Annotated in this window: 17 protein-coding genes, 1 pseudogene and 1 riboswitch; of the genes and pseudogenes, 9 read left to right on the top strand and 9 right to left on the bottom strand. The window is 69.6% G+C overall.

The features are described 5' to 3' along the window. Positions 1-69: 69 nt before the first annotated feature. Positions 70-1038, top strand: a complete 969-nt coding sequence (locus QOL88_RS26385; protein ID WP_031107096.1) for a diacylglycerol/lipid kinase family protein — start codon at positions 70-72, stop codon at positions 1036-1038. Between the two features lie 321 nt (positions 1039-1359). Next, a complete protein-coding gene (locus QOL88_RS26380) occupies positions 1360-1617 on the top strand; it encodes a WhiB family transcriptional regulator (protein ID WP_016639615.1) in 258 nt (85 codons plus the stop codon). Positions 1618-1830: 213 nt separating this feature from the next. Here the strand turns inward: QOL88_RS26380 and QOL88_RS26375 are convergent, their stop codons facing one another. Then, positions 1831-3297 carry a sensor histidine kinase gene (locus QOL88_RS26375; RefSeq protein ID WP_097220285.1) on the bottom strand — a complete coding sequence of 489 codons (1467 nt, stop codon included), beginning with the start codon at positions 3295-3297 and terminating at the stop codon, positions 1831-1833. 352 nt (positions 3298-3649) lie between these two features. Further along, positions 3650-4348 carry a TetR/AcrR family transcriptional regulator gene (locus QOL88_RS26370; RefSeq protein ID WP_373559307.1) on the bottom strand — a complete coding sequence of 233 codons (699 nt, stop codon included), beginning with the start codon at positions 4346-4348 and terminating at the stop codon, positions 3650-3652. A gap of 88 nt (positions 4349-4436) precedes the next feature. Here QOL88_RS26370 and QOL88_RS26365 point away from each other — a divergent pair. After that, positions 4437-5191 (top strand): annotated as a pseudogene (locus QOL88_RS26365) (SDR family oxidoreductase). 137 nt (positions 5192-5328) lie between these two features. Here the strand turns inward: QOL88_RS26365 and QOL88_RS26360 are convergent. Further along, a complete protein-coding gene (locus QOL88_RS26360) occupies positions 5329-6402 on the bottom strand; it encodes an SIS domain-containing protein (protein ID WP_097220283.1) in 1074 nt (357 codons plus the stop codon). Positions 6403-6692: 290 nt separating this feature from the next. On the opposite strand from QOL88_RS26360, the gene nagB reads away from it, so the two are divergent. Next, positions 6693-7478, top strand: a complete 786-nt coding sequence (nagB, locus tag QOL88_RS26355; protein WP_097220280.1) for a glucosamine-6-phosphate deaminase — start codon at positions 6693-6695, stop codon at positions 7476-7478. Here the strand turns inward: nagB and QOL88_RS38650 are convergent. The 5 genes from QOL88_RS38650 to QOL88_RS26325 all read right to left on the bottom strand — a co-directional run bounded on the left by QOL88_RS38650 (position 7430) and on the right by QOL88_RS26325 (position 13344). After that, the gene (locus tag QOL88_RS38650; protein WP_306456188.1) at positions 7430-8200 is read right to left on the bottom strand and encodes a hypothetical protein; all 771 of its coding nucleotides are present in this window, start codon (positions 8198-8200) and stop codon (positions 7430-7432) included. The genes nagB and QOL88_RS38650 overlap by 49 nt on opposite strands. Positions 8201-8613: 413 nt before the next feature. Then, on the bottom strand, positions 8614-10152 hold the full coding sequence (locus QOL88_RS26340; protein ID WP_097220277.1) for a glycoside hydrolase family 3 protein: 1539 nt from the start codon (positions 10150-10152) through the stop codon (positions 8614-8616). A gap of 9 nt (positions 10153-10161) precedes the next feature. Beyond that, the gene (locus tag QOL88_RS26335; RefSeq protein WP_097220274.1) at positions 10162-11004 is read right to left on the bottom strand and encodes a carbohydrate ABC transporter permease; all 843 of its coding nucleotides are present in this window, start codon (positions 11002-11004) and stop codon (positions 10162-10164) included. Beyond that, the gene (locus QOL88_RS26330) at positions 11001-11990 is read right to left on the bottom strand and encodes a carbohydrate ABC transporter permease (protein WP_097220272.1); all 990 of its coding nucleotides are present in this window, start codon (positions 11988-11990) and stop codon (positions 11001-11003) included. Before QOL88_RS26330 ends, QOL88_RS26335 begins: the two co-directional genes overlap by 4 nt. A 73-nt stretch (positions 11991-12063) precedes the next feature. Continuing rightward, positions 12064-13344: an extracellular solute-binding protein gene (locus QOL88_RS26325; RefSeq protein ID WP_097220269.1), complete on the bottom strand. Its 1281-nt coding sequence runs from the start codon at positions 13342-13344 to the stop codon at positions 12064-12066. A 312-nt stretch (positions 13345-13656) separates the two neighbouring features. Here QOL88_RS26325 and QOL88_RS26320 point away from each other — a divergent pair, with 312 nt between their 5' ends. The 5 genes from QOL88_RS26320 to QOL88_RS26300 all read left to right on the top strand — a co-directional run bounded on the left by QOL88_RS26320 (position 13657) and on the right by QOL88_RS26300 (position 20308). Continuing rightward, a complete protein-coding gene (locus tag QOL88_RS26320) occupies positions 13657-14421 on the top strand; it encodes a GntR family transcriptional regulator (protein WP_097220267.1) in 765 nt (254 codons plus the stop codon). 192 nt (positions 14422-14613) lie between these two features. Beyond that, complete coding sequence (locus QOL88_RS26315) at positions 14614-14880, top strand: DUF3311 domain-containing protein (RefSeq protein ID WP_097220264.1); 267 nt, start codon at positions 14614-14616, stop codon at positions 14878-14880. Beyond that, positions 14877-16505, top strand: a complete 1629-nt coding sequence (mctP, locus tag QOL88_RS26310; RefSeq protein ID WP_097220261.1) for a monocarboxylate uptake permease MctP — start codon at positions 14877-14879, stop codon at positions 16503-16505. Before QOL88_RS26315 ends, mctP begins: the two co-directional genes overlap by 4 nt. Positions 16506-16650: 145 nt before the next feature. Next, positions 16651-16777, top strand: a riboswitch (cobalamin riboswitch). 124 nt (positions 16778-16901) lie between these two features. Then, positions 16902-19301, top strand: a complete 2400-nt coding sequence (locus tag QOL88_RS26305; protein WP_097223194.1) for a ribonucleoside-diphosphate reductase subunit alpha — start codon at positions 16902-16904, stop codon at positions 19299-19301. Beyond that, complete coding sequence (locus tag QOL88_RS26300; protein ID WP_097220258.1) at positions 19301-20308, top strand: ribonucleotide-diphosphate reductase subunit beta; 1008 nt, start codon at positions 19301-19303, stop codon at positions 20306-20308. The genes QOL88_RS26305 and QOL88_RS26300 overlap by 1 nt, the downstream gene beginning before the upstream one ends. Here the strand turns inward: QOL88_RS26300 and QOL88_RS26295 are convergent. Then, positions 20221-20463 carry a hypothetical protein gene (locus QOL88_RS26295; RefSeq protein WP_179878966.1) on the bottom strand — a complete coding sequence of 81 codons (243 nt, stop codon included), beginning with the start codon at positions 20461-20463 and terminating at the stop codon, positions 20221-20223. The two genes, QOL88_RS26300 and QOL88_RS26295, sit on opposite strands and share 88 nt — an antisense overlap. Positions 20464-20477: the final 14 nt, after the last annotated feature.

Below are 20477 nucleotides of genomic sequence, written 5' to 3'. Positions count from 1 at the left end.
CCCCCGTCCTCTTACCTGATCCCTACCTCGGTATGGGCCCGGTACCACCCAGTAGGTACGCTGCCACTCATGCGTGCACTTCTCGTGGTCAACCCGGCGGCAACCACCACAAGTGCGCGCACGCGCGACGTGCTGATCCACGCGCTGGCCAGCGAGATGAAGCTGGAGGCGGTCACCACGGAGTACCGCGGCCACGCGCGCGACCTGGGCCGGCACGCGGCCGACAGTGATGACATCGACCTGGTGGTGGCCCTCGGCGGCGACGGCACGGTCAACGAAGTGGTCAACGGCCTCCTGCACGCCGGCCCCGCCCCGGAGCGTCTGCCCGGACTCGCCGTGGTCCCGGGCGGCTCCACCAACGTCTTCGCCCGCGCCCTGGGCCTGCCCAACGACGCCGTGGAAGCCACCGGCGCCCTGCTGGACGCCCTGCGCGACGGCAGCGAGCGAACCGTCGGCCTGGGCCTGACCTCGGGCACGCCGGGCACGGAGGACGAGGCGGTGCCGTCCCGCTGGTTCACCTTCAACGCGGGGCTCGGCTTCGACGCTGGTGTGGTGGGCCGTGTGGAGCAGCATCGCGAGCGCGGCAGGAAATCCACACACGCTCTCTACGTGCGCCAGGTGATGCGTCAGCTCCTGGGCGAGCCGAACCGCCGCAACGGCACGATCACGCTGGAGCGGGCCGGCGAGGACCCGATCACCGATCTGGTGCTGTCCATAGTCTCGAACACCTCGCCATGGACGTTTCTGGGCAATCGCCCGATCTACGCGGCACCTAAAGCCTCGTTCGATACCGGGCTCGATCTCTTCGGTCTCAGCCGCCTGTCGACCGCGGCGGTTGCCCGGTATGGCACCCAGTTGCTCACTTCGTCCCCCGAGCGTGGACCCCACGGCAAGCACGCCACCTCTCTGCACGACTTGACAGAGTTCACCTTGCATTCGAAGGTCCCGCTCCCCCTCCAGATGGACGGCGACCACCTGGGGCTGCGAACAAGCGTGACGTTCACAGGCGTACGCCGTGCACTGCGTGTGATTGTGTGAGCAGAACTGGCTAAAGTCCTTTCACTCGAACGTTTAGGCCAGGATCCACCCCATGGAAGTACGGCTGTGACCTAGTCGACACCGAAGAATCAAAAAAAACTTTCCAGAAGGGGTTGTATCCGCCGCTGAGGTTTGCGAGTCTCTACGTGGCGATCGAGACGGCCCGCAACACCGGCCTCCACTGATCACCAGAACCCCTCTTCAATCCACAGGACCTTCGCCGGGGAACCGGGCAGTCGGCCCTTCACTTGTTGAGGGATTCGTGAAAGCGTTCACATTCACAAGCAACCCTGCACGTAATACCAAGGAGAGGTAGCAGCCATGGACTGGCGTCACAACGCCGTTTGCCGCGAGGAAGACCCCGAGCTCTTCTTCCCCATCGGCAACACCGGTCCTGCGCTGCTGCAGATCGAGGAAGCCAAGGCCGTCTGCCGTCGCTGCCCGGTTATGGAGCAGTGTCTGCAGTGGGCGCTCGAGTCCGGCCAGGACTCCGGCGTCTGGGGTGGTCTCAGCGAGGACGAGCGTCGCGCCATGAAGCGCCGCGCCGCCCGCAACCGGGCTCGTCAGGCCTCCGCCTGACAACCCACCCCTGCTGACAGCCTGAGCTTGGCGGCGCGTGTGCCTTACGGCATTACTTCGTAGACAGCGAGTACGCATCTCCCGCCCCCGAGCCGCAGCGCGCAGTTCCCCCGATGCGCTTAGTTAAGCAGCAACGAGCTTTAGCCCCGGGCCACTTGGTGGCCCGGGGCTCATTGCTTTTACCGGACCCCTTTGCAAAGACTCCGGCTTCCGCTACTTCGGCGACGGCACCGGGATGTCGAGGATCACGCGGGTGCCGCGCTCCGGAGCCGGGACCATGTCGAAGGTGCCGCCCAACTCGCCCTCCACCAGGGTCCGCACAATCTGCAGGCCGAGATTGCCGGCGGTGTGCGGATCGAACCCCTCGGGCAGACCGACCCCGTCGTCCTGGACCGTGACCAGCAGTCGGGCCTCCTTGGACGTGCCCCCGCGGACCGCCGAGACCTCGACCGTGCCGGTGTCGCCCTCACGGAAGCCGTGCTCCAGTGCGTTCTGCAGCACCTCGGTCAGCACCATCGACAGCGGGGTGGCCACCTCGGCGTCGAGAATGCCGAAGCGGCCGGTGCGCCGGCCCGCGACCTTGCCCGGGGAGATCTCCGCGACCATGGCCAGCACACGGTCGGCGATGTCGTCGAACTCCACCCGCTCGTCCAGGTTCTGGGAGAGCGTCTCGTGCACGATCGCAATCGATCCGACGCGCCGCACCGCCTCTTCGAGGGCCTCGCGCCCGCGGTCGGACTCGATGCGCCGGGCCTGGAGGCGGAGCAGCGCCGCCACCGTCTGGAGGTTGTTCTTGACGCGGTGGTGGATCTCCCGGATCGTCGCGTCCTTGGTGATCAACTCGCGCTCACGCCGACGCAGTTCGGTGACGTCGCGGAGCAGCACGAGGGAACCGATGCGGGTGCCCTTCGGCTTGAGCGGGATCGCACGGAACTGGATGACCCCGTCACTGGCCTCGATCTCGAACTCGCGCGGCGCCCAGCCGCTGGCGACCTTGGCGAGCGCCTCGTCCACCGGGCCCCGCGTCGGGGCGAGTTCGGCGGTGGTCTTGCCCAGGTGCTGGCCGACGAGGTCGGAGGCGAGGCCCATCCGGTGGTAGGCGGACAGGGCGTTCGGGGAGGCGTACTGGACGATGGCGTCGGCGTCGAGCCGGATCAGGCCGTCGCCCACCCGGGGCGAGGCGTCCATGTCGAGCTGCTGGTTCGCGAACGGGAAGGACCCGGCGGCGATCATCTGCGCCAGGTCGGAGGCGCTCTGCAGATAGGTGAGTTCCAGGCGGCTCGGGGTACGCACGGTGAGGAGGTTGGTGTTGCGGGCGATGACGCCGAGGACGCGCCCCTCTCGCCGTACGGGGATCGACTCGACCCGGACGGGAACCTCCTCGCGCCACTCGGGGTCCCCCTCGCGCACGATGCGTCCCTCGTCGAGGGCGGCGTCCAGCATCGGCCGTCGGCCGCGCGGCACGAGGTGGCCCACCATGTCGTCCTGGTACGAGGTCGGGCCGGTGTTGGGCCGCATCTGGGCGACCGAGACGTACCGGGTGCCGTCGCTGGTGGGAACCCACAGGACCAGGTCGGCGAAGGAGAGGTCGGAGAGCAGCTGCCACTCCGAGACCAGCAGGTGCAGCCACTCGAGGTCGGTGTCGTCGAGCGCGGTGTGCTGGCGTACGAGTTCGTTCATGGAGGGCACGTCTGCGAGCGTACCCGGGGGTTCGTACGGCCCTGAAACACCCGCGGGCCGCGGCGCCTGAGAGGGACCCTCAACCCTCCCGGCACCGCAGCCCGGAGCAGCATCGGCCGTGGGGTGTGCGGTCCCGGTCGGCCGAAGGATGAGGAGCCGGGGCAGTCAGGGCAGAGAGCCTCGGTTCCTCGATCCGTCCTCCTGTGCGGGGAAGACGGAGGCTGGTGCGCGTTGCACACGCGCTCTCGTCACGCATTGTGGACTAGACCACTTGCAGGTGTCCATGCGTGGGAGGCTGTTCGTTGTTGTCATTTCCGCGACACGTCGGACGCACCGGCGTCCAGCAGGCAGCCTAACCCGTGTGGGTTCTTGTGCGGGGCCAGATCGACAGGGCAATTTCCGCGACCGCCTCCAGTTCCTCCCGGCTCGCCCCGTCGCGCGCCTGTTGTGACATGCCCTGGATCATCGCTCCGGTGTGCCGGGCCAGCGCGGCGGCGTCGGTGGCCGGCGGCAGCTCGCCGGCGGCGACGTCGGCCCTGATACGGGTTTCGAACGCGGCGATGTTGGCGTTGCGGCGGTCCCGCAGCGACTGCTCCACCTCGGGGGTCGAGCAGTTCGCGGCGGCGTGGACGACGAGGCAGCCGTGGGGGTGGCCGGGTTCGGTGTACGCGGTGGCGGCCTCGCGCAGGATGCGCTCGACGGCGGCCCGAGCGGTGGGCTCCTCGGCGAGGGCGCGGCCGGTGAAGGATCCGTGCCCGGCGCCGTACACGCGGACGACCTCTTCGAAGAGCGACCGCTTGTCGCCGAAGGCGGCGTAGAGGCTGGGGGCGCCGATGTCCATGACGCGGGTGAGGTCGGAGACGGACGTGGCCTCGTAGCCGTGCTCCCAGAAGGCGAGGAGGGCCTTCTCCAGCGCGGTCTCGCGATCGAAGGAGCGGGGGCGGCCGCGGGGCCTGGCCCTGGCCTTGCCGTCCCCGGCGGCCCTCACGCTCGCGGCTTCAGGCCCCTTCGAGGCCTTGGCGGTTCCGTCATCGTTCACCATGGGGTGCATTTTATAGCGGGCACTAGAGAAATGTCCGCGGGCTGTTGTACGGTCATTTATGTAGCGACCGCTAGAGAAATGAGAAGGGGGCGCCACCATGGGCGTACTCACGGGCAGGACCGCACTCGTCACGGGGGCGAGCAGGGGCATCGGACGCGGGATCGCCGAGCGGCTCTGGGACGCGACGGTGCGCGGGTCGCGGTGCACTACGGCAGGAACGAAACGGCGGCGAAGGAGACGGTCTCGGCGATCGAGAGCGCCGGGGGCTCGGCGTTCGCGGTGGGTGTGGAGCTGGGAGTGCCGGGTGACGCCGAGGCGCTGTGGGCGGAGTTCGACCGGCACGCGGACGGGCTGGACATCCTGGTGAACAACGCGGCGATCGGCAACACGCGGCCGATCGGGCAACTGGAGGAGCGGGAGTACGACGAGGTCTTCGCGGTGAACGTGAAGGCACCGTTCTTCATCCTCAAGCAGGGCATGACGCGCCTGCGGGACGGCGGCCGGGTCGTCAACATCTCGTCGGGGCTGGCCCGCACGGCTGTGATGCCGGACAACGTGGCCTATGCGATGACGAAGGGCGCGCTGGACGTCTTGTCCCGGGACCTGTCCAAGGTACTGGGGCACCGGGGCATCACGGTCAACTCGGTGGCCCCGGGGATCATCGACACGGACAACACCGCGGAGCTGCTGCGCGGCACCCCCGACGGCTGGGCGAAGGCCTCGGCGATATCGGCACTGGGCGGGGTGGGCGAGCCCGCCGAGGTCGCCGACGTGGTGGCGTTCCTGGTGTCGGACGGGGGGCGTTGGGTGACGGGCAGTTGGGTGGATGTGACGGGGGGATCTCTTACGTAGCCGGGGCGGCCGGGCGGTGGGGGCGGGTGGAGTGGGGGAATGCGTGGGCCTCACTGGCCGCGGTGACCCGACCGCCTTGCACGTGGCCGGCCAGGTCTCCCCCGCCGACCGCGACGACGTTCGCGGACTCCCCGCCTTCAGCGGGTCTCCGTCACCTTCGCCAACGCCCGCGGCGCGTCCGGATCCTGCCCCCGGGCGATGGTGACCTCGTAGGCCAGGAGCTGGAGGGGGATGATCTCCAGCACGGGCTGGACCTCCTCGGCCACGTCGCCGGTGGGCATGACGAAACCGGCCGACGCCTGCTCGACCTGGTGCCCGGGGCCGATGACGACGAGGTCGGCGCCACGGCCGCGCAGCCGGTCCAGGACGGGCTGGAGCGCTTCGCCGCCCTTGCCGTGGGTGACCACGGCGATGACCGGGGAGACGTTGTCGACCATGGCGAGCGGTCCGTGCAGCAGGTCCGCGCCGGAGTAGGAGAGGGCGGGGATGTAGCTGGTCTCCATCAGCTTGAGGGCGGCCTCCTTGGCCGTGGGGTAGCCGTAGCCGCGGGAAGTGATCACCATGCGCTCGGCGAAGCGGTAGCGGGCGGCGAGGGTGCGCACCTCGTCCTGCCGGGCGAGCAACTGCTCGGCGAGGTCCGGCAACACCTGCGCGGGTGCGCCGTCGCCGCCGCGCAGGCCCTCGACGAAGAGGTAGAGCGCGAGAAGGGAGGCGGTGTAGGTCTTGGTCGCGGGGAGGGCCTTCTCCGGTCCGGCCAGGATGTCGATGTGGTGCTCGGAGACGTCGGCGAGCGGTGAGTCCGGGTTGTTGGTGACGGCCAGCGTGATCGCCCCGGCCTCGCGGGCGGCCCGGGTCGAGGCGACCAGGTCCGGGGAGCCGCCGGACTGGCTGACGGTGACGACGAGGACGTCGGTGAGGTCCGGCCGGGCGCCGTAGGCCGTGGTGGTGGACATCGAGGTGAGCCCGCAGGGCAGGCCCAGCCGGATCTCCAGGAGGTACTTGGCGTAGAGGGCGGCGTTGTCGGAGGTGCCGCGGGCGGTCAGCAGGACGAAGCGGGGTGCGCGGGCGGCGATCCGCCGGGCCACATCCTGGATGGCGGGGGCGCCCTCGGACAGGATCCGTCGCAGTACGGCGGGCTGTTCCGCCATTTCACGGGCCATGGTCCGGCCCGGGAGTTCGCTGAGGGGGTCCGGTGTGGCGGCGGCTGTCATGGCGGCTTCCTTCCGGGGCGGGTGGCTGCAAACCCCATTCCACTCCCCCGGGCCGCGCGGCGCCCGCCCGGGAGGCCGTCATCCTGCTTCCGTATCCCCGCGTATCCCGCGCGGAGCGGCGCTGTTCACCGTGTGGTGGCCCGGTCGGCACGGCAGCGCTGCCCGCGTGGAAGCAGCGGTGTTCACCCTGGGAGGGACAGAGGCGCTCTGTTAGATTGGTCTAAACCACCACACGACCCCTCCCGGGTCCAGTCCCAGTTGAGCACTCCTCTCAGATCGGCAGGCCCAGCGTGGAAGTTGTCATCGTTCCGGACGCCAAGGCGGGCGGCGAGCTCATTGCCGAGGCCATGGCCAAGCTGCTCCGGCGCAAGCCGGGCGCCCTGCTCGGTGTGGCCACCGGCTCGACGCCGCTTCCCGTGTACGAGGCGCTGGCGGCGAAGGTGCGCTCCGGTGCCGCGGACGTCGGGCGGGCTCGGATCGCGCAGCTCGACGAGTACGTGGGGCTGCCGGCAGAACATCCGGAGTCCTACCGCTCGGTGCTGCGCCGTGAGGTGCTGGAGCCGCTCGGGATAGGGATGGACCAGTTCACGGGCCCGGACGGCACGGCGGATGACGTTCAGGGGGCGTGCGAGGCCTACGACAAGGCGCTGTCGGACGCCGGGGGTGTGGACCTTCAGCTCCTCGGGATCGGGACGGACGGGCACATAGGCTTCAACGAGCCGTGCTCCTCGCTGGCCTCACGGACGCGGATCAAGACACTGACCGAGCAGACCCGGATCGACAACGCGCGCTTCTTCGACGGCGACATCGACCAGGTGCCTCACCACGTGATCACGCAGGGCATCGGCACCATCCTGGAGGCCAGGCATCTGGTGCTGCTCGCCACCGGTGAGGGCAAGGCGGACGCCGTCGCTGCGACAGTGGAAGGGCCGATCGCCGCGGTGTGCCCCGCGTCCGCCCTCCAGCTCCACCCGCACGCGACCGTCGTCGTCGACGAGGCCGCCGCGTCGAAGCTGAAGCTGGCGGACTACTTCCGGCACACGTACCTCAACAAGCCGGAGTGGCAGGGGATCTGAGGCCTCTCACAGGCCGCCGGTCCCGCCGCGAGCTCCCGCGCCCCGGGTGTGGTGGGTACCGGCGCGATGCTCGCCAACCGGCACCCGGCAGCCGGCAGCCGGCAGCCGGCAGCGGCGCGCTTCCCCGCCGCCTGATCCGGGCGAAAGGCCGTCCGTCGAGGGTCCCGGCCGCCCAGAGCCCCGACCGCCCAGAGCCCTGGTAGCCGAGAGCCCCAGCGGCCAAGGCCCCCGGCTCCAGCACATTCGTCGTCATCGACCGGCTCGTCCTGGGCGCGCAGGCCCGCCGCCCACAGGGGCATCACCCAGTGGACGACGAGGACGGCGATGAGCAGGGGTGCGGCGTAGGCCTTGGGGGCGTCGACGGCGGTCCCGCCCGTGATCAGCAGGCTGACCGCCGCCGCGGCCAGGAGCAGGGTCGTCACGCGGTGGGACCGGGCCAGGACGCGGCTGCGTTCCGCCGACTGACGCTCGTCCAATGCGCGCTCGCGCAGTTCCAGCGGGCCTCGGGTGGCACCGTTGATCACGCCGGTGGCGACGGTCCAGGGCAGTAGCAGCACCGCCGTCACGGCCATGGCCCACAGTGGCTCGCCCTCGGCGAGGAAGAAGTGGGTCATCAGACCGCCGATGGCCACGGTGAGGGTGACGTGGGCGGTGACGGCCAGGCGGCGTGCCGCCGTGGCGTACCAGGTCGCTGCGCGGCGGTCGTTCATCAGCCGCAGCATGCTCCATTCGTAGCGGGTCAGGGTGTCGTCGTCATGGCTGGTTCCTCCCGTAGACCTCGTCCGTGAGCGGGCGGAACGGTTCGAGGGAGAACAGGGCCTCGACCGGCAGGCCGAAGAACGTGGAGATCTTCAGCGCCAGGTCGAGGCTCGGGATTCGGGTACGGGGCGGCTGGTCGGGCCCCGGGGGGCGTTCCAGGAGGGGCCCGAGCGCCGGGACCAGCTCGCGTCGCGCCCGTCAGGAGGTCCGCGTGATGCCCCTCCCAGGCCTCGGCTCACCCCCCAGTTCCGCTGGTCGGGCCCCGGGTGGCGTTCCTGGAGGGGGCCGAGCGCCGGGACCAGCTCGCGTCGCGCCCGTCAGGACGGTCCGCGTGATGGCCCTCCCAGGCCTCGGCTCACCCCCCAGTCCCCAGTTCTCACAGCCCCGGAACCCCGGTGATCACCTCGGCCGCGGCCCGGCCGCAGACGCGGGCCGCGCCGTGGGTGGCGATGTGCAGGGCGCCTCGGGGGGTGGCTTGGGGGACGCCCATTTCGACGACGACCGAGTCGGGGCGCGCCGCCAGCAGGGCGTCGAGGGCCGCGGCCATCCAGGGGTGGCGGTGTTCGTCGCGGACGACGGCGACGATGCGGCGCGGGCCGGCCGCCTGGAGTGCCGCCCGGCCCGCGTTCTCCCCCGCCTCGTTCTCCGGGCCGTCCCCGGCGGAGAAGCTGCCCGTCACCGTGCCCGGCAGGAGGTGGATGAGCTCGGCGGCGACGCCCCACGGGGTCTCGTCGCCCACGGCGATGTTGGCTACGGGCGTGAGGGCGGCGACGTAGGGCGGTTCGGTGAGGGGCTCGAAGGTGTCGGGGCTGCCGAGGCCCGGCGCGGCGGTCACGGTGAGGGCGCGGCGGGCGGCGTGCAGGCCGATCTCGGTGCCGTGGGTGCTCTCGGCAGGGCTGCCCGCCGCGCCTGCCCAGCGGGCCAGTGCCCGGACCCGGTCGGCGGCCTCCGCGAGGCGTTCCTCGGGGAGTTCGCCCGCCCGCACGGCTCCGACCAGGGCATCCCTCAGTCGCAGGACGGTCGCGTCGTCGGCGAGGCCGCCGCCCACGCAAATCGCGTCGGCGCCCGCGGCGATGGCGAGGACGCTGCCGCGTTCGATGCCGTAGGTGCCGGCGATGGCCCGCATCTCCATGCCGTCGGTGACGATGAGGCCGTCGTAGCCGAGCTCGTCGCGGAGGAGGCCGGTGAGGATGCGGCGGGAGAGGGTGGCCGGGCGGTCCGGGTCCAGGGCGGGGACCAGGATGTGGGCGCTCATGACGGCCCGGGTGCCGGCGGCGATGGCGGCGCGGAAGGGGACCAGTTCGCGTTCGGCCAGCACCTCGGCGGAGACGCCGATGCGCGGCAGGGCGTGGTGGGAGTCGACGGCCGTGTCGCCGTGGCCCGGGAAGTGCTTGGTGCAGGCGGCGACACCGGCGGACTGCAGGCCGGTCACATAGGCGGCGGTGTGCCGGGCGGCCAGTTCGGTGTCGGCGCCGAAGGAGCGGACACCGATGACCGGGTTGCGCGGGTCGGAGTTGACGTCGGCGGACGGGGCCCAGTTGAGGTTGACGCCGCAGGAGGCGAGGCGTCGGCCCAGTTCGTGGGCGACCTGGTGGGTCAGCTCCACGTCGTCCACCGCGCCGAGCGCGTGGTTGCCCGGGAAGGAGGAGCCGCTGCGCACCTCCAGGCGGGTCACGTCGCCGCCCTCCTCGTCGATCGCGACGAGGACATCGTCGCGCTCGGCCCGCAGCTGGGCGGTCAGCGCGGCCAGTTGGCCGGGAGAGGCGATGTTGCGGCCGAACAGTCCGACGGAGGCGAGGCCCTCACCGAGCCGGCGCAGCAGCCAGTCGGGGGCGGTGGTGCCGGTGAAGCCGGGCTGGAGGACGGTGAGGGCGTCGCGGGTGAGCGTGTCGGTGCCGCTGGCGAGTGTCGTCATCGGGTGAGGTCATCCCTTCACTGCGCCCGCGGTCAGGCCCGCGGCCATCTTGCGCTGGACGAGGAGGAAGAGGGCGACGATCGGCACGGCCATCATCGTGGCGCCGGCCATCATCGGGGCGTATTCGGTGCCGTGTTTGGTGGTGAAGTTGCCGAGCCAGACGGTCGCGGTCTGGTTCTTCTGGCTGAGCAGCATCAGGGCGTAGAGGTACTCGTTCCAGGCCTGGATGAAGCCGTAGACCGAGGTGGCGACCATGCCGGGGGCCAGGAGGGGGAAGACGACCCGGAGGAAGGCGCCCGTGCGGGAGCAGCCGTCGACCATGGCCGCCTCCTCCAGTTCCTTCGGGATGTTGACGATGAAGCCCCTCAGCGTCCACACGGTGAACGGGAGGATGAACGTCAGGTACGTGATGATGAGGCCGGTCAGCCGGTCGTACTGGCCCAGGTCGTTGAGCAGCAGGAACACCGGGATGATCATGGCGACCAGCGGCACCATCTGGACCGCGAGGATGCCCACGATCACGATTTTGCGGCCCCGGAAGGCGAACCGGGAGATGGCGAGCGCGGCCAGCAGCCCGACGACCATGCCGATGACGACCACGGCCAGCGACACCACCAGGCTGCGGCCCACCGGACCCCAGAAGCCGGCGATGTCCAGCGCCCGGCCGAAGTTGTCGAAGGTGAGGCCGGTCGGCAGCAGGCTCGGGTCCGCGTCGATGGCGTCCTTGGCGGGCTTGAACGCCGTGTTGAGCATCCAGTAGAGCGGAAATCCTGCGACGACGAAGACGAGGAGGCCGACGAGGTTCCAGCCCAGCCGCGACTTGCGGCGGCCGGCTCCGGCGAGTGTGCTCATTCGACCTCTCCGATCTTCAGCATCTGCCGCATGTAGACGGTGACCACGCCGAGCAGCAGCAGGACGGTGATCAGTGCGATGGCCGAGCCCTGGGCGTAGTCGTTGACCACGAACGCCCGGTCGTAGGAGTAGGTGTTGAGGACCTGGAACTCCGGCTCGGGGTGGCCGCCCCGCATGACGAACACCTGGGGAAAGACGCCCATGTCCCAGATGACCGACAGGGTCGTGAGCATCACGATGATCGGCTTGAGGACGGGCAGGGTGACGTAGCGGAAGACGCCCCAGGAGCCGGCGCCGTCCAGGCGGGCGGCCTCCTCCAGCTCCTTGGGGACCTGGGTGAGACCGGCGCTGAGGGTGATCACCACGAACGGCACGGCTCCCCAGATCACCAGCAGCATGATCACGGCCAGTCCCTCGGGGCCGCTCGCGAACCAGTTGTGGCCGATCATCTCGACGCCGGGCAGCTTGCTGAGCAGCGCGTTGAAGACGCCGTAGTCGGAGTCGAAGAGCCACTTGAAGACCGTGGTGGCGACGATCACCGGCATGCCCCAGCTGGCCACCAGCACGATGTTGATGAGCATCTTCAGCCAGCCGGACACCCGCTGGAGCAGCAGGGCGAGGGCCATGCCGATCACCATCGTGAAGACGACGGCGCCGGCGGCGAAGACGACCGTGCGCAGGACGACGGCCCAGAACTCGCCGTCGCCCAGCACCTTGGCGAAGTTGTCGAACCCGACCGTCTCGGCCGGCTGGAAGCCCCACAGCTGGGACTGGCCGAACTTCTGGAAGGACAGGGTGACCAGGCGGGCCAGCGGATAGCCCATGACCAGGGCGAGGATCAGCAGGCAGGGCGCGAGCAGCAGCCAGGGGGCCAAGGCCCCGCCCGACGTGCGCTGCCCGCGGGGCCGCCGGTCCTTCGGGGGCGGCGGTGGTGCCTGCCGCGGTGGCGGCACCTTGGCGGGGGTGGTGGTGTCTGCGGCACTCATCGCGCGCTCCTCGGCGGTCCCTCAGGTCTTGACGGCGGCGGGGCTCCGCAGGCCAGGGAGCCCCGCGCGCAGGTCACTTGGTGTTGATGACCTTGTCGATCGCGGCGTCCGCGTCCTTGGCGGCGGCCTCGACGGACTTCTTGCCGGTGCCGATGCTCTGCAGCATGGTCTGAAGGATCTGCGCCTTCTCGACCTGGCCCCAGCCGGGGGCCATCGGGACGAACCAGTTGGACTCGGCCGCGGTGGCGGGGACCGCCGTCTTCGGGTCGTTCTTGAGCGTCGCGAGGTCGGTCTTGTTGTTGGGCAGGTTGCCCTTGGCCATCAGGCCCTTCTGCCCGGAGGAGCCGGTGAGCGCGTTGATCCACTCGGCGGCCAGGGCCTGCGCGTCGGACTTCACCGGCACGGCGAGGTCGGAGCCGCCCAGGAAGACGGGCATGTTCTTGCCGGAGGGGCCGGGCATCACGAAGTTCTCGAGGTTGCCCTTGAGCTTGCCGGTCTTGTCGTTCTTGGGGTCCTCGGCGGTGGCGCCCTCCCAGGCGGCGGCGAAGATCATGGCGGTCTTGCCCTGGCCGTAGACGATGTAACGGTCGGACTCGTCCTTGGTCTTGTCGCCGTGCATGTACGAGTCGACGACGTTCTTGAACTCGGTGAGGCCCTTGAGGGACTCGGGCGAGGAGAGGGAGGCCTTCCACTGGCCGCCGGACTCGGTGGCGATGGCGCCGCCGGCGTCGTAGACGAAGGACATGGCCGCGTACCAGTCGCGGGTGGGCTGGTACCAGGCGTTGTACTTGTCGCCCTGCTTCTTCTGGATCTTGTCCAGGGCGGCGGTGAGCTCCTTGTACGTCTTGGGCGTCGACTTCACCCCGACGGAAGCCGCCACGTCCTTGCGCCAGTTGGCGACGCGGCCACCGGCGTAGTACGGGACGCCGTAGGCCTTGCCCTCGTAGGTGACGGAGGCCTTGAGGCCGTCCAGCCAGGCGTCGGAGTGGTCGAACTCGGCCTGGTCGAGAGGGGCGAAGGCGCCCTTGACCATGTAGCCGAGCATCTCGGTGTTGCCCATCTCGACCACGTCGGGGGCCTTGTCCGTGGCGAGGACGGCGTCGAGCTTGGCGTTCTTGTCGGGCCAGCCGTAGTACTCGTGGTTGATCTTGACGCCGGGGTGCTTCTTCTTCACCGCGGCGTCGGCGGCCTTCACCAGCTCCGGCCAGTTGTTCTGCGCGTCGACGGTGAGCCAGACGGTCAGCTCCTTGGCGTCCGCGCCCTTGTCGGAACCCCCGCCGCCCTCGCCGCCGCACGCCGCGATGGAGACCATCATGCCCGCGATACCGATCGCGGCTGTCAGCTTGCGCTTCACGCCACCCTCCTCAGGGATCCCACAACCCCCCTGGCTCCCCGCAGTGAACGTGGGGCCGGGCCTGGACCAATGGTGTAGACCAGTACGGGGAGCTTGGACCAGACCAGAAGGCCTGTCAAGGGTCGTACTACAGCCCTGACCAGCTGTTATGCGACCTACATATGCAGGAACCTTTAAGTAAGAAGCCAGCGAAAACCCCGACGGACCCGGCATACTGCGGGTAGACCACAGTGATTGGTGGACTAGACCAAAAGAGGCGCCGACGGTATACAAGTGGGATCGTGTCGGCAGACCCAGCCGGGAAGGCGGAGCATGAGCACCGACGTCAGCAGTGCGGAGAACGAGAACGGGGTGCCCGTCCGGACCGCGCGCGTGCCCAAGTACTACCGCCTGAAGAAGCACCTGCTCGACATGACGGAGACCCAGGCGCCCGGCACGCCGGTCCCGCCCGAGCGCACCCTGGCGGCGGAGTTCGACACCTCGCGCACCACCGTGCGCCAGGCGCTCCAGGAACTGGTCGTCGAGGGCCGGCTGGAGCGCATCCAGGGCAAGGGCACGTTCGTCGCCAAGCCCAAGGTCTCGCAGGCGCTGCAACTGACCTCGTACACCGAGGACATGCGGGCCCAGGGCCTCGAGCCCACCTCACAACTGCTGGACATCGGCTACATCACCGCCGACGACCGCTTGGCCGGCCTGCTCGACATCACGCCCGGCGGACGCGTACTGCGCATCGAGCGGCTGCGCATGGCCAACGGCGAGCCGATGGCCATCGAGACCACGCACCTCAGCGCGAAGCGCTTCCCGGCGCTGCGGCGCTCGCTGGTGAAGTACACGTCCCTCTACACGGCGCTGGCGGAGGTCTACGACGTCCATCTCGCGGAGGCCGAGGAGACCATCGAGACGTCCCTGGCCACCCCGCGCGAGGCCGGTCTGCTCGGCACGGACGTGGGGCTGCCGATGCTGATGCTCTCCCGGCACTCGCTGGACCGGGGCGGCCAGCCTGTGGAGTGGGTGCGGTCGGTCTACCGGGGCGACCGGTACAAGTTCGTGGCGCGGCTGAAGCGGCCCGCCGACTAGGGGCTGCCGCCCCGCGACGTCGGCATGATCCACACGACAGCCCCCAGGGGCACCCGCGCCCGCTTCCGTCACTGCTGAGGCCTGATTTCGGTTGGGTACCGCATTGCGGACGAGGGGTTCCGCTATGGGCACGCCCTGACCTAGATTGCCTGCGCATTACACAGGTGATCACCAAGGGGACGGAGCCGCCTGATGTCGCAAGCCCCAGAAGCCAGTGGAGGGCCGGTGGTGACGCCCATGCGCGTCGTCATCGCCGTCTGCCTCATAGCGCCGTTCGTGGCCATGCTGTGGGTCGGCTCGTACGCCAAGACCGACCCGGCCTTCATCGGGATCCCGTTCTTCTACTGGTACCAGATGGCGTGGGTGCTCATCTCCACCGCCCTGACGATGACCGCCTACAAGCTGTGGCAGCGCGACCAGCGCGCCCGCTCGGCCGCGAAGGGCGGTGCGTCGCGGTGAAGGACGGCGTGAACGGCGTCGCGCTCGGCGTCTTCATCTTCTTCTTCCTGGCCGTGACGGTCATGGGCTTCCTGGCCGCGCGCTGGCGCAAGGCCGAGAACGAGCAGAGCCTGGACGAATGGGGCCTGGGCGGCCGCTCGTTCGGCACCTGGATCACCTGGTTCCTGCTCGGCGGCGACCTGTACACGGCGTACACCTTCGTCGCCGTCCCGGCGGCGATCTACGCGGCGGGCGCGGCCGGCTTCTTCGCCGTGCCGTACACGATCCTGGTCTACCCGCTGATCTTCACCTTCCTGCCCCGCCTGTGGTCGGTGTCCCACAAGCACGGCTATGTCACGACGTCCGACTTCGTGCGCGGCCGCTTCGGCTCGAAGGGCCTGTCGCTGGCGGTGGCCGTGACCGGCATCCTGGCGACGATGCCGTACATCGCGCTCCAGCTGGTCGGCATCCAGGCCGTGCTGGACGTGATGGGCGTCGGCGGCGGTGAGAACACCAACTGGTTCATCAAGGACCTGCCGCTGCTGATCGCGTTCGGCGTGCTGGCGGCGTACACGTACTCCTCGGGTCTGCGGGCCCCCGCGCTCATCGCGTTCGTGAAGGACACGCTGATCTACATCGTCATCGCGGTGGCGATCATCTACATCCCGATCAAGCTGGGCGGCTTCGACGACATCTTCGCCAAGGCCACTGAGGCGTACAGCCAGACCAACCCGGCGACGGGCGCGCCGCGCGGTGCGCTGACACCGGCCGAGCCGGGCCAGTGGACGTACGCCACGCTGGCGTTGGGCTCCGCCCTGGCGCTGTTCATGTACCCGCACTCGATCACGGCGACGCTGTCCTCGAAGAGCCGTGAGGTGATCCGCCGCAACACCACGATCCTGCCGCTGTACTCGCTGATGCTGGGGCTGCTGGCGCTGCTCGGGTTCATGGCGATCGCGGCCGGCATCAAGGTGCAGAACGGGCAGCTTGCGATTCCGCAGCTGTTCGAGACGATGTTCCCGGACTGGTTCGCGGGCGTGGCGTTCGCGGCGATCGGCATCGGCGCGCTGGTGCCCGCGGCCATCATGTCCATCGCGGCCGCGAATCTCTTCACCCGCAACATCTACAAGGACTTCATCAAGCCGGACGCCACTCCGGCGCAGGAGACCAAGGTCTCCAAGCTGGTCTCCCTGCTGGTGAAGGTCGGCGCGCTGGCCTTCGTCCTCACCATGGACAAGACGGTCGCCATCAACTTCCAGCTCCTGGGCGGTATCTGGATCCTGCAGACCTTCCCGGCCCTGGTCGGCGGCCTGTTCACCCGCTGGTTCCACCGCTGGGCGCTGCTCGCGGGCTGGGCGGTCGGCATGATCTACGGCACCGTCGCCGCGTACGGCGTCGCCTCCCCGACGCAGAAGCACTTCGGCGGCTCCGCGAAGGAGATCCCGGGCATCGGCGAGATCGGCTACATCGGCCTCACTGCGTTCGTGCTGAACGTGGTGGTGACGGTGGTCCTGACCTTCGTCCTGAAGGCCCTGAAGGCCCCCGACGGCATCGACGAGACCAAGCCGGAGGACTACACGGCGGACGCGGGCGACCCCGGGGTCCAGGTGGAGCTTCCGCCTGCGACCGCCGGATCCGCGCACTGATTCCAGGGTTTCGACCCACAGCGAACACCCCGCAGCGGGCCGTCGTGACCAAGCGTCACGGCGGCCCGCTGTCACGTAGAGCTGACGCTCCGACACCACCGCGACACAACATCTGGGGGTGCCGACCGAGCCCGGCACAAGATGTATGCTCATGCTCGCTGTCGCCGCAGGGGAATCCGGTGTGAATCCGGAACTGTCCCGCAACGGTGTACCCATGCCCATATAGGCGCATGGGATTCAGTCCGAGGACCTGTCGACAGCGCACCCGGCCACCCGGCCGGTGTGCCCTGACGTCCGGGCCTCGTGGAATGGGCCGGTGGACGCGACGCCGCGTGCGCTCGTGTGCTGCCGCCTGCCCTCGACGAGGCCCCCGTGCCGAGCGAGGGAGAGCCCCACGTGACCATCGCGCCAGCCGAACCGGTCTCAGCCGCCGAGGAGGAGCACGACGCTCCCGGTACCGCGCTGCTGCGGATCCTGACCGAGCTGACCGCCGACCTCCCCGACGCCGACCCCGGCCGGGTCGCCGCCGCCGCGCTGCGCGGCCGGTCCGCCGCCGCGGACGAAGCGGAGTTGCGGGAGCTGGCGACGGAGGCCGCGGCCGGTCTGATCTCCGAGGACCCCGCCTACTCCCGGCTGGCCGCCCGGCTGCTGACCATCGGCATCCGCGAGGAGGCCGCCTCGCAGGGCGTCACGTCCTTCACCGAGTCCGTGGCGGTGGGCCACGGCGAGGGCCTCATCGCCGACCGCACCGCCGAGTTCGTCCGGCTGCACGCGGCCCGGCTCGACGCCCTGATCGACACCGGCGCCGACGACCGCTTCGGCTACTTCGGCCTGCGCACGCTGCACAGCCGCTACCTGCTCCGGCACCCGATCACCCGCAAGGTCGTCGAGACGCCCCAGCACTTCATGCTGCGGGTGGCGAGCGGCCTCGCCGAGGACGACACCACACGCGCGCTGGACGAGGTCGCGGCTCTCTACAGCCTCATGAGCCGCCTGGACTACCTCCCCTCCTCCCCCACCCTCTTCAACTCGGGCACCCGGCACCCGCAGATGTCGTCCTGCTACCTCCTCGACTCCCCCAAGGACGAGCTGGACTCCATCTACGACCGGTACCACCAGGTGGCCCGGCTGTCGAAGCACGCCGGGGGCATCGGAGTCGCCTACTCCCGCATCCGCGCCCGCGGTTCGCTGATCCGCGGCACCAACGGGCACTCCAACGGCATCGTCCCGTTCCTGAAGACCCTCGACGCCTCGGTCGCCGCGGTGAACCAGGGCGGCCGCCGCAAGGGCGCCGCCGCGGTCTATCTGGAGACCTGGCACTCCGACATCGAGGAGTTCCTGGAGCTGCGCGACAACACCGGCGAGGACGCCCGCCGCACGCACAACCTGAACCTGGCGCACTGGGTGCCGGACGAGTTCATGCGGCGCGTGAACGCCGACGCGCAGTGGTCGCTGTTCTCCCCTTCGGACGTGCCCGAGCTGGTCGACCTGTGGGGCGAGGAGTTCGACGCCGCGTACCGGGCGGCCGAGGCGAAGGGCCTGGCGAGGAAGACCCTGCCCGCCCGTGAGCTGTACGGCCGCATGATGCGCACCCTCGCGCAGACCGGCAACGGCTGGATGACCTTCAAGGACGCCGCCAACCGCACCGCCAACCAGACGGCCGAGCCGGGCCACGTCGTCCACTCCTCCAACCTCTGCACGGAGATCCTGGAGGTCACCAGCGACGGGGAGACGGCGGTCTGCAACCTGGGCTCGGTCAACCTGAGTTCCTTTGTCGACACCTCGACCGGCGACCTGGACTGGGAGCGGCTGGACGAGACCGTCCGCACGGCCGTGACCTTCCTCGACCGGGTCGTCGACATCAACTTCTACCCGACCGAGCAGGCGGGCCGCTCCAACGCCCGCTGGCGCCCGGTCGGCCTCGGCGCGATGGGCCTCCAGGACGTCTTCTTCAAGCTGCGCCTGCCCTTCGACTCGCCCGAGGCCAAGGCGCTGTCCACCCGCATCGCCGAGCGGATCATGCTGGCCGCGTACGAGGCCTCCGCCGACCTGGCCGAGCGCCCCCAAGCACCTGCGACAAGCTCCGGTGCAGGGGGGACCCCCATCGGCCCGCTGCCGGCCTGGGAGAAGACCCGTACGGCCCGGGGCGTGCTGCACCCCGACCACTACGACGTGGAGGTGACCTGGCCCGAACGCTGGGCGGCTCTGCGGGAGCGCATCGCCACGACCGGCATGCGCAACTCCCTGCTCCTCGCGATCGCCCCCACGGCCACCATCGCATCGATCGCGGGCGTGTACGAGTGCATCGAGCCGCAGGTGTCCAACCTGTTCAAGCGCGAGACGCTCTCGGGCGAGTTCCTCCAGGTCAACTCCTACCTGGTGGACGAGCTGAAGCGGCTCGGCGTGTGGGACGCCCGCAGCCGGGAGGCCCTGCGCGAGGCCAGCGGCTCGGTGCAGGACTTCGCCTGGATCCCCGAGGACGTGCGCGCCCTCTACCGCACGGCGTGGGAGATCCCGCAGCGCGGTCTGATCGACATGGCGGCGGCCAGGACCCCGTTCCTGGACCAGTCCCAGTCCCTGAACCTGTTCCTGGAGACGCCGACCATCGGCAAGCTCTCCTCGATGTACGCCTACGCCTGGAAGTCCGGGCTGAAGACGACGTACTACCTGCGCTCGCGCCCGGCGACCCGCATCGCCCGCGCCGCCCAGGCCACCGTCCCCGCGCAGGCCACCCCGGACCCCGAAGCGGTCGCCTGCTCCCTGGAAAACCCCGAGTCCTGCGAGGCCTGCCAGTAATGAGCACCCAGAACCTTCTCGACCCCGGCTTCGAGCTCACCCTGCGCCCCATGCGCTACCCGGACTTCTACGAGCGCTACCGGGACGCCATCAAGAACACCTGGACCGTGGAGGAGGTCGACCTCCACTCGGACGTCACCGACCTCGCCAAGCTGTCACCGGCGGAGCAGCACCTGATCGGCCGGCTGGTCGCCTTCTTCGCCACGGGCGACTCGATCGTCGCGAACAACCTGGTGCTGACGCTGTACAAGCACATCAACTCCCCCGAGGCGCGGCTGTATCTGAGCCGTCAGCTCTTCGAGGAGGCTGTGCACGTCCAGTTCTATCTGACGCTGCTCGACACCTATCTGCCCGACCCGGAGGACCGCGCGGCGGCCTTCTCGGCCGTGGAGAACATCCCGTCCATCCGCGAGAAGGCGTCGTTCTGCTTCAAGTGGATGGACTCGGTGGACAAGCTGGACCGGCTGGAGACCCGGGCCGACCGCCGCCGGTTCCTGCTCAACCTGATCTGCTTCGCGGCGTGCATCGAGGGCCTGTTCTTCTACGGCGCCTTCGCGTACGTCTACTGGTTCCGCAGCCGGGGCCTGCTGCACGGCCTGGCCACCGGCACCAACTGGGTGTTCCGCGACGAGACGATGCACATGTCCTTCGCCTTCGACGTGGTCGACACCGTCCGCAAGGAGGAGCCGGAGCTGTTCGACGACCGGCTCCAGCAGGAGGTGACGGACATGCTCCGGGAGGCCGTCGAGGCCGAGCTGCAGTTCGCGCGCGACCTGTGCGGTGACGGCCTGCCGGGCATGAACACCGAGTCGATGCGGCAGTACCTGGAGTGCGTCGCCGACCAGCGGCTCACCCGCCTCGGCTTCGCTCCGGTCTACGGCTCGGAGAACCCCTTCTCCTTCATGGAGCTCCAGGGGGTTCAGGAGTTGACCAACTTCTTCGAGCGACGGCCCTCCGCGTACCAGGTGGCGGTGGAGGGCACCGTCGACCTGGACGAGGACTTCTGAGCCGGAAGCTCTCCGCGGGCCTCCTGAGCCTCCCGGATCTGCCGGTCGATGCGCCTCTCGCGCACCAGGCCGATCACGGACGGGAGGATCAGGAGGACCAGGATCCCGAGTGTGGCGGTCAGTCCGATCAGTGCTTCGATCTGGTTCGTGTTCATGGACACCACTGTCG

Origin of the sequence: Streptomyces sp. Ag82_O1-12, assembly GCF_900182715.1 — a bacterium.
Lineage (GTDB): Bacteria > Actinomycetota > Actinomycetes > Streptomycetales > Streptomycetaceae > Streptomyces > Streptomyces massasporeus.
The sequence above is the reverse complement of the archived record's forward strand: the minus strand, read 5'-3'. Positions and strand labels throughout refer to the sequence as shown.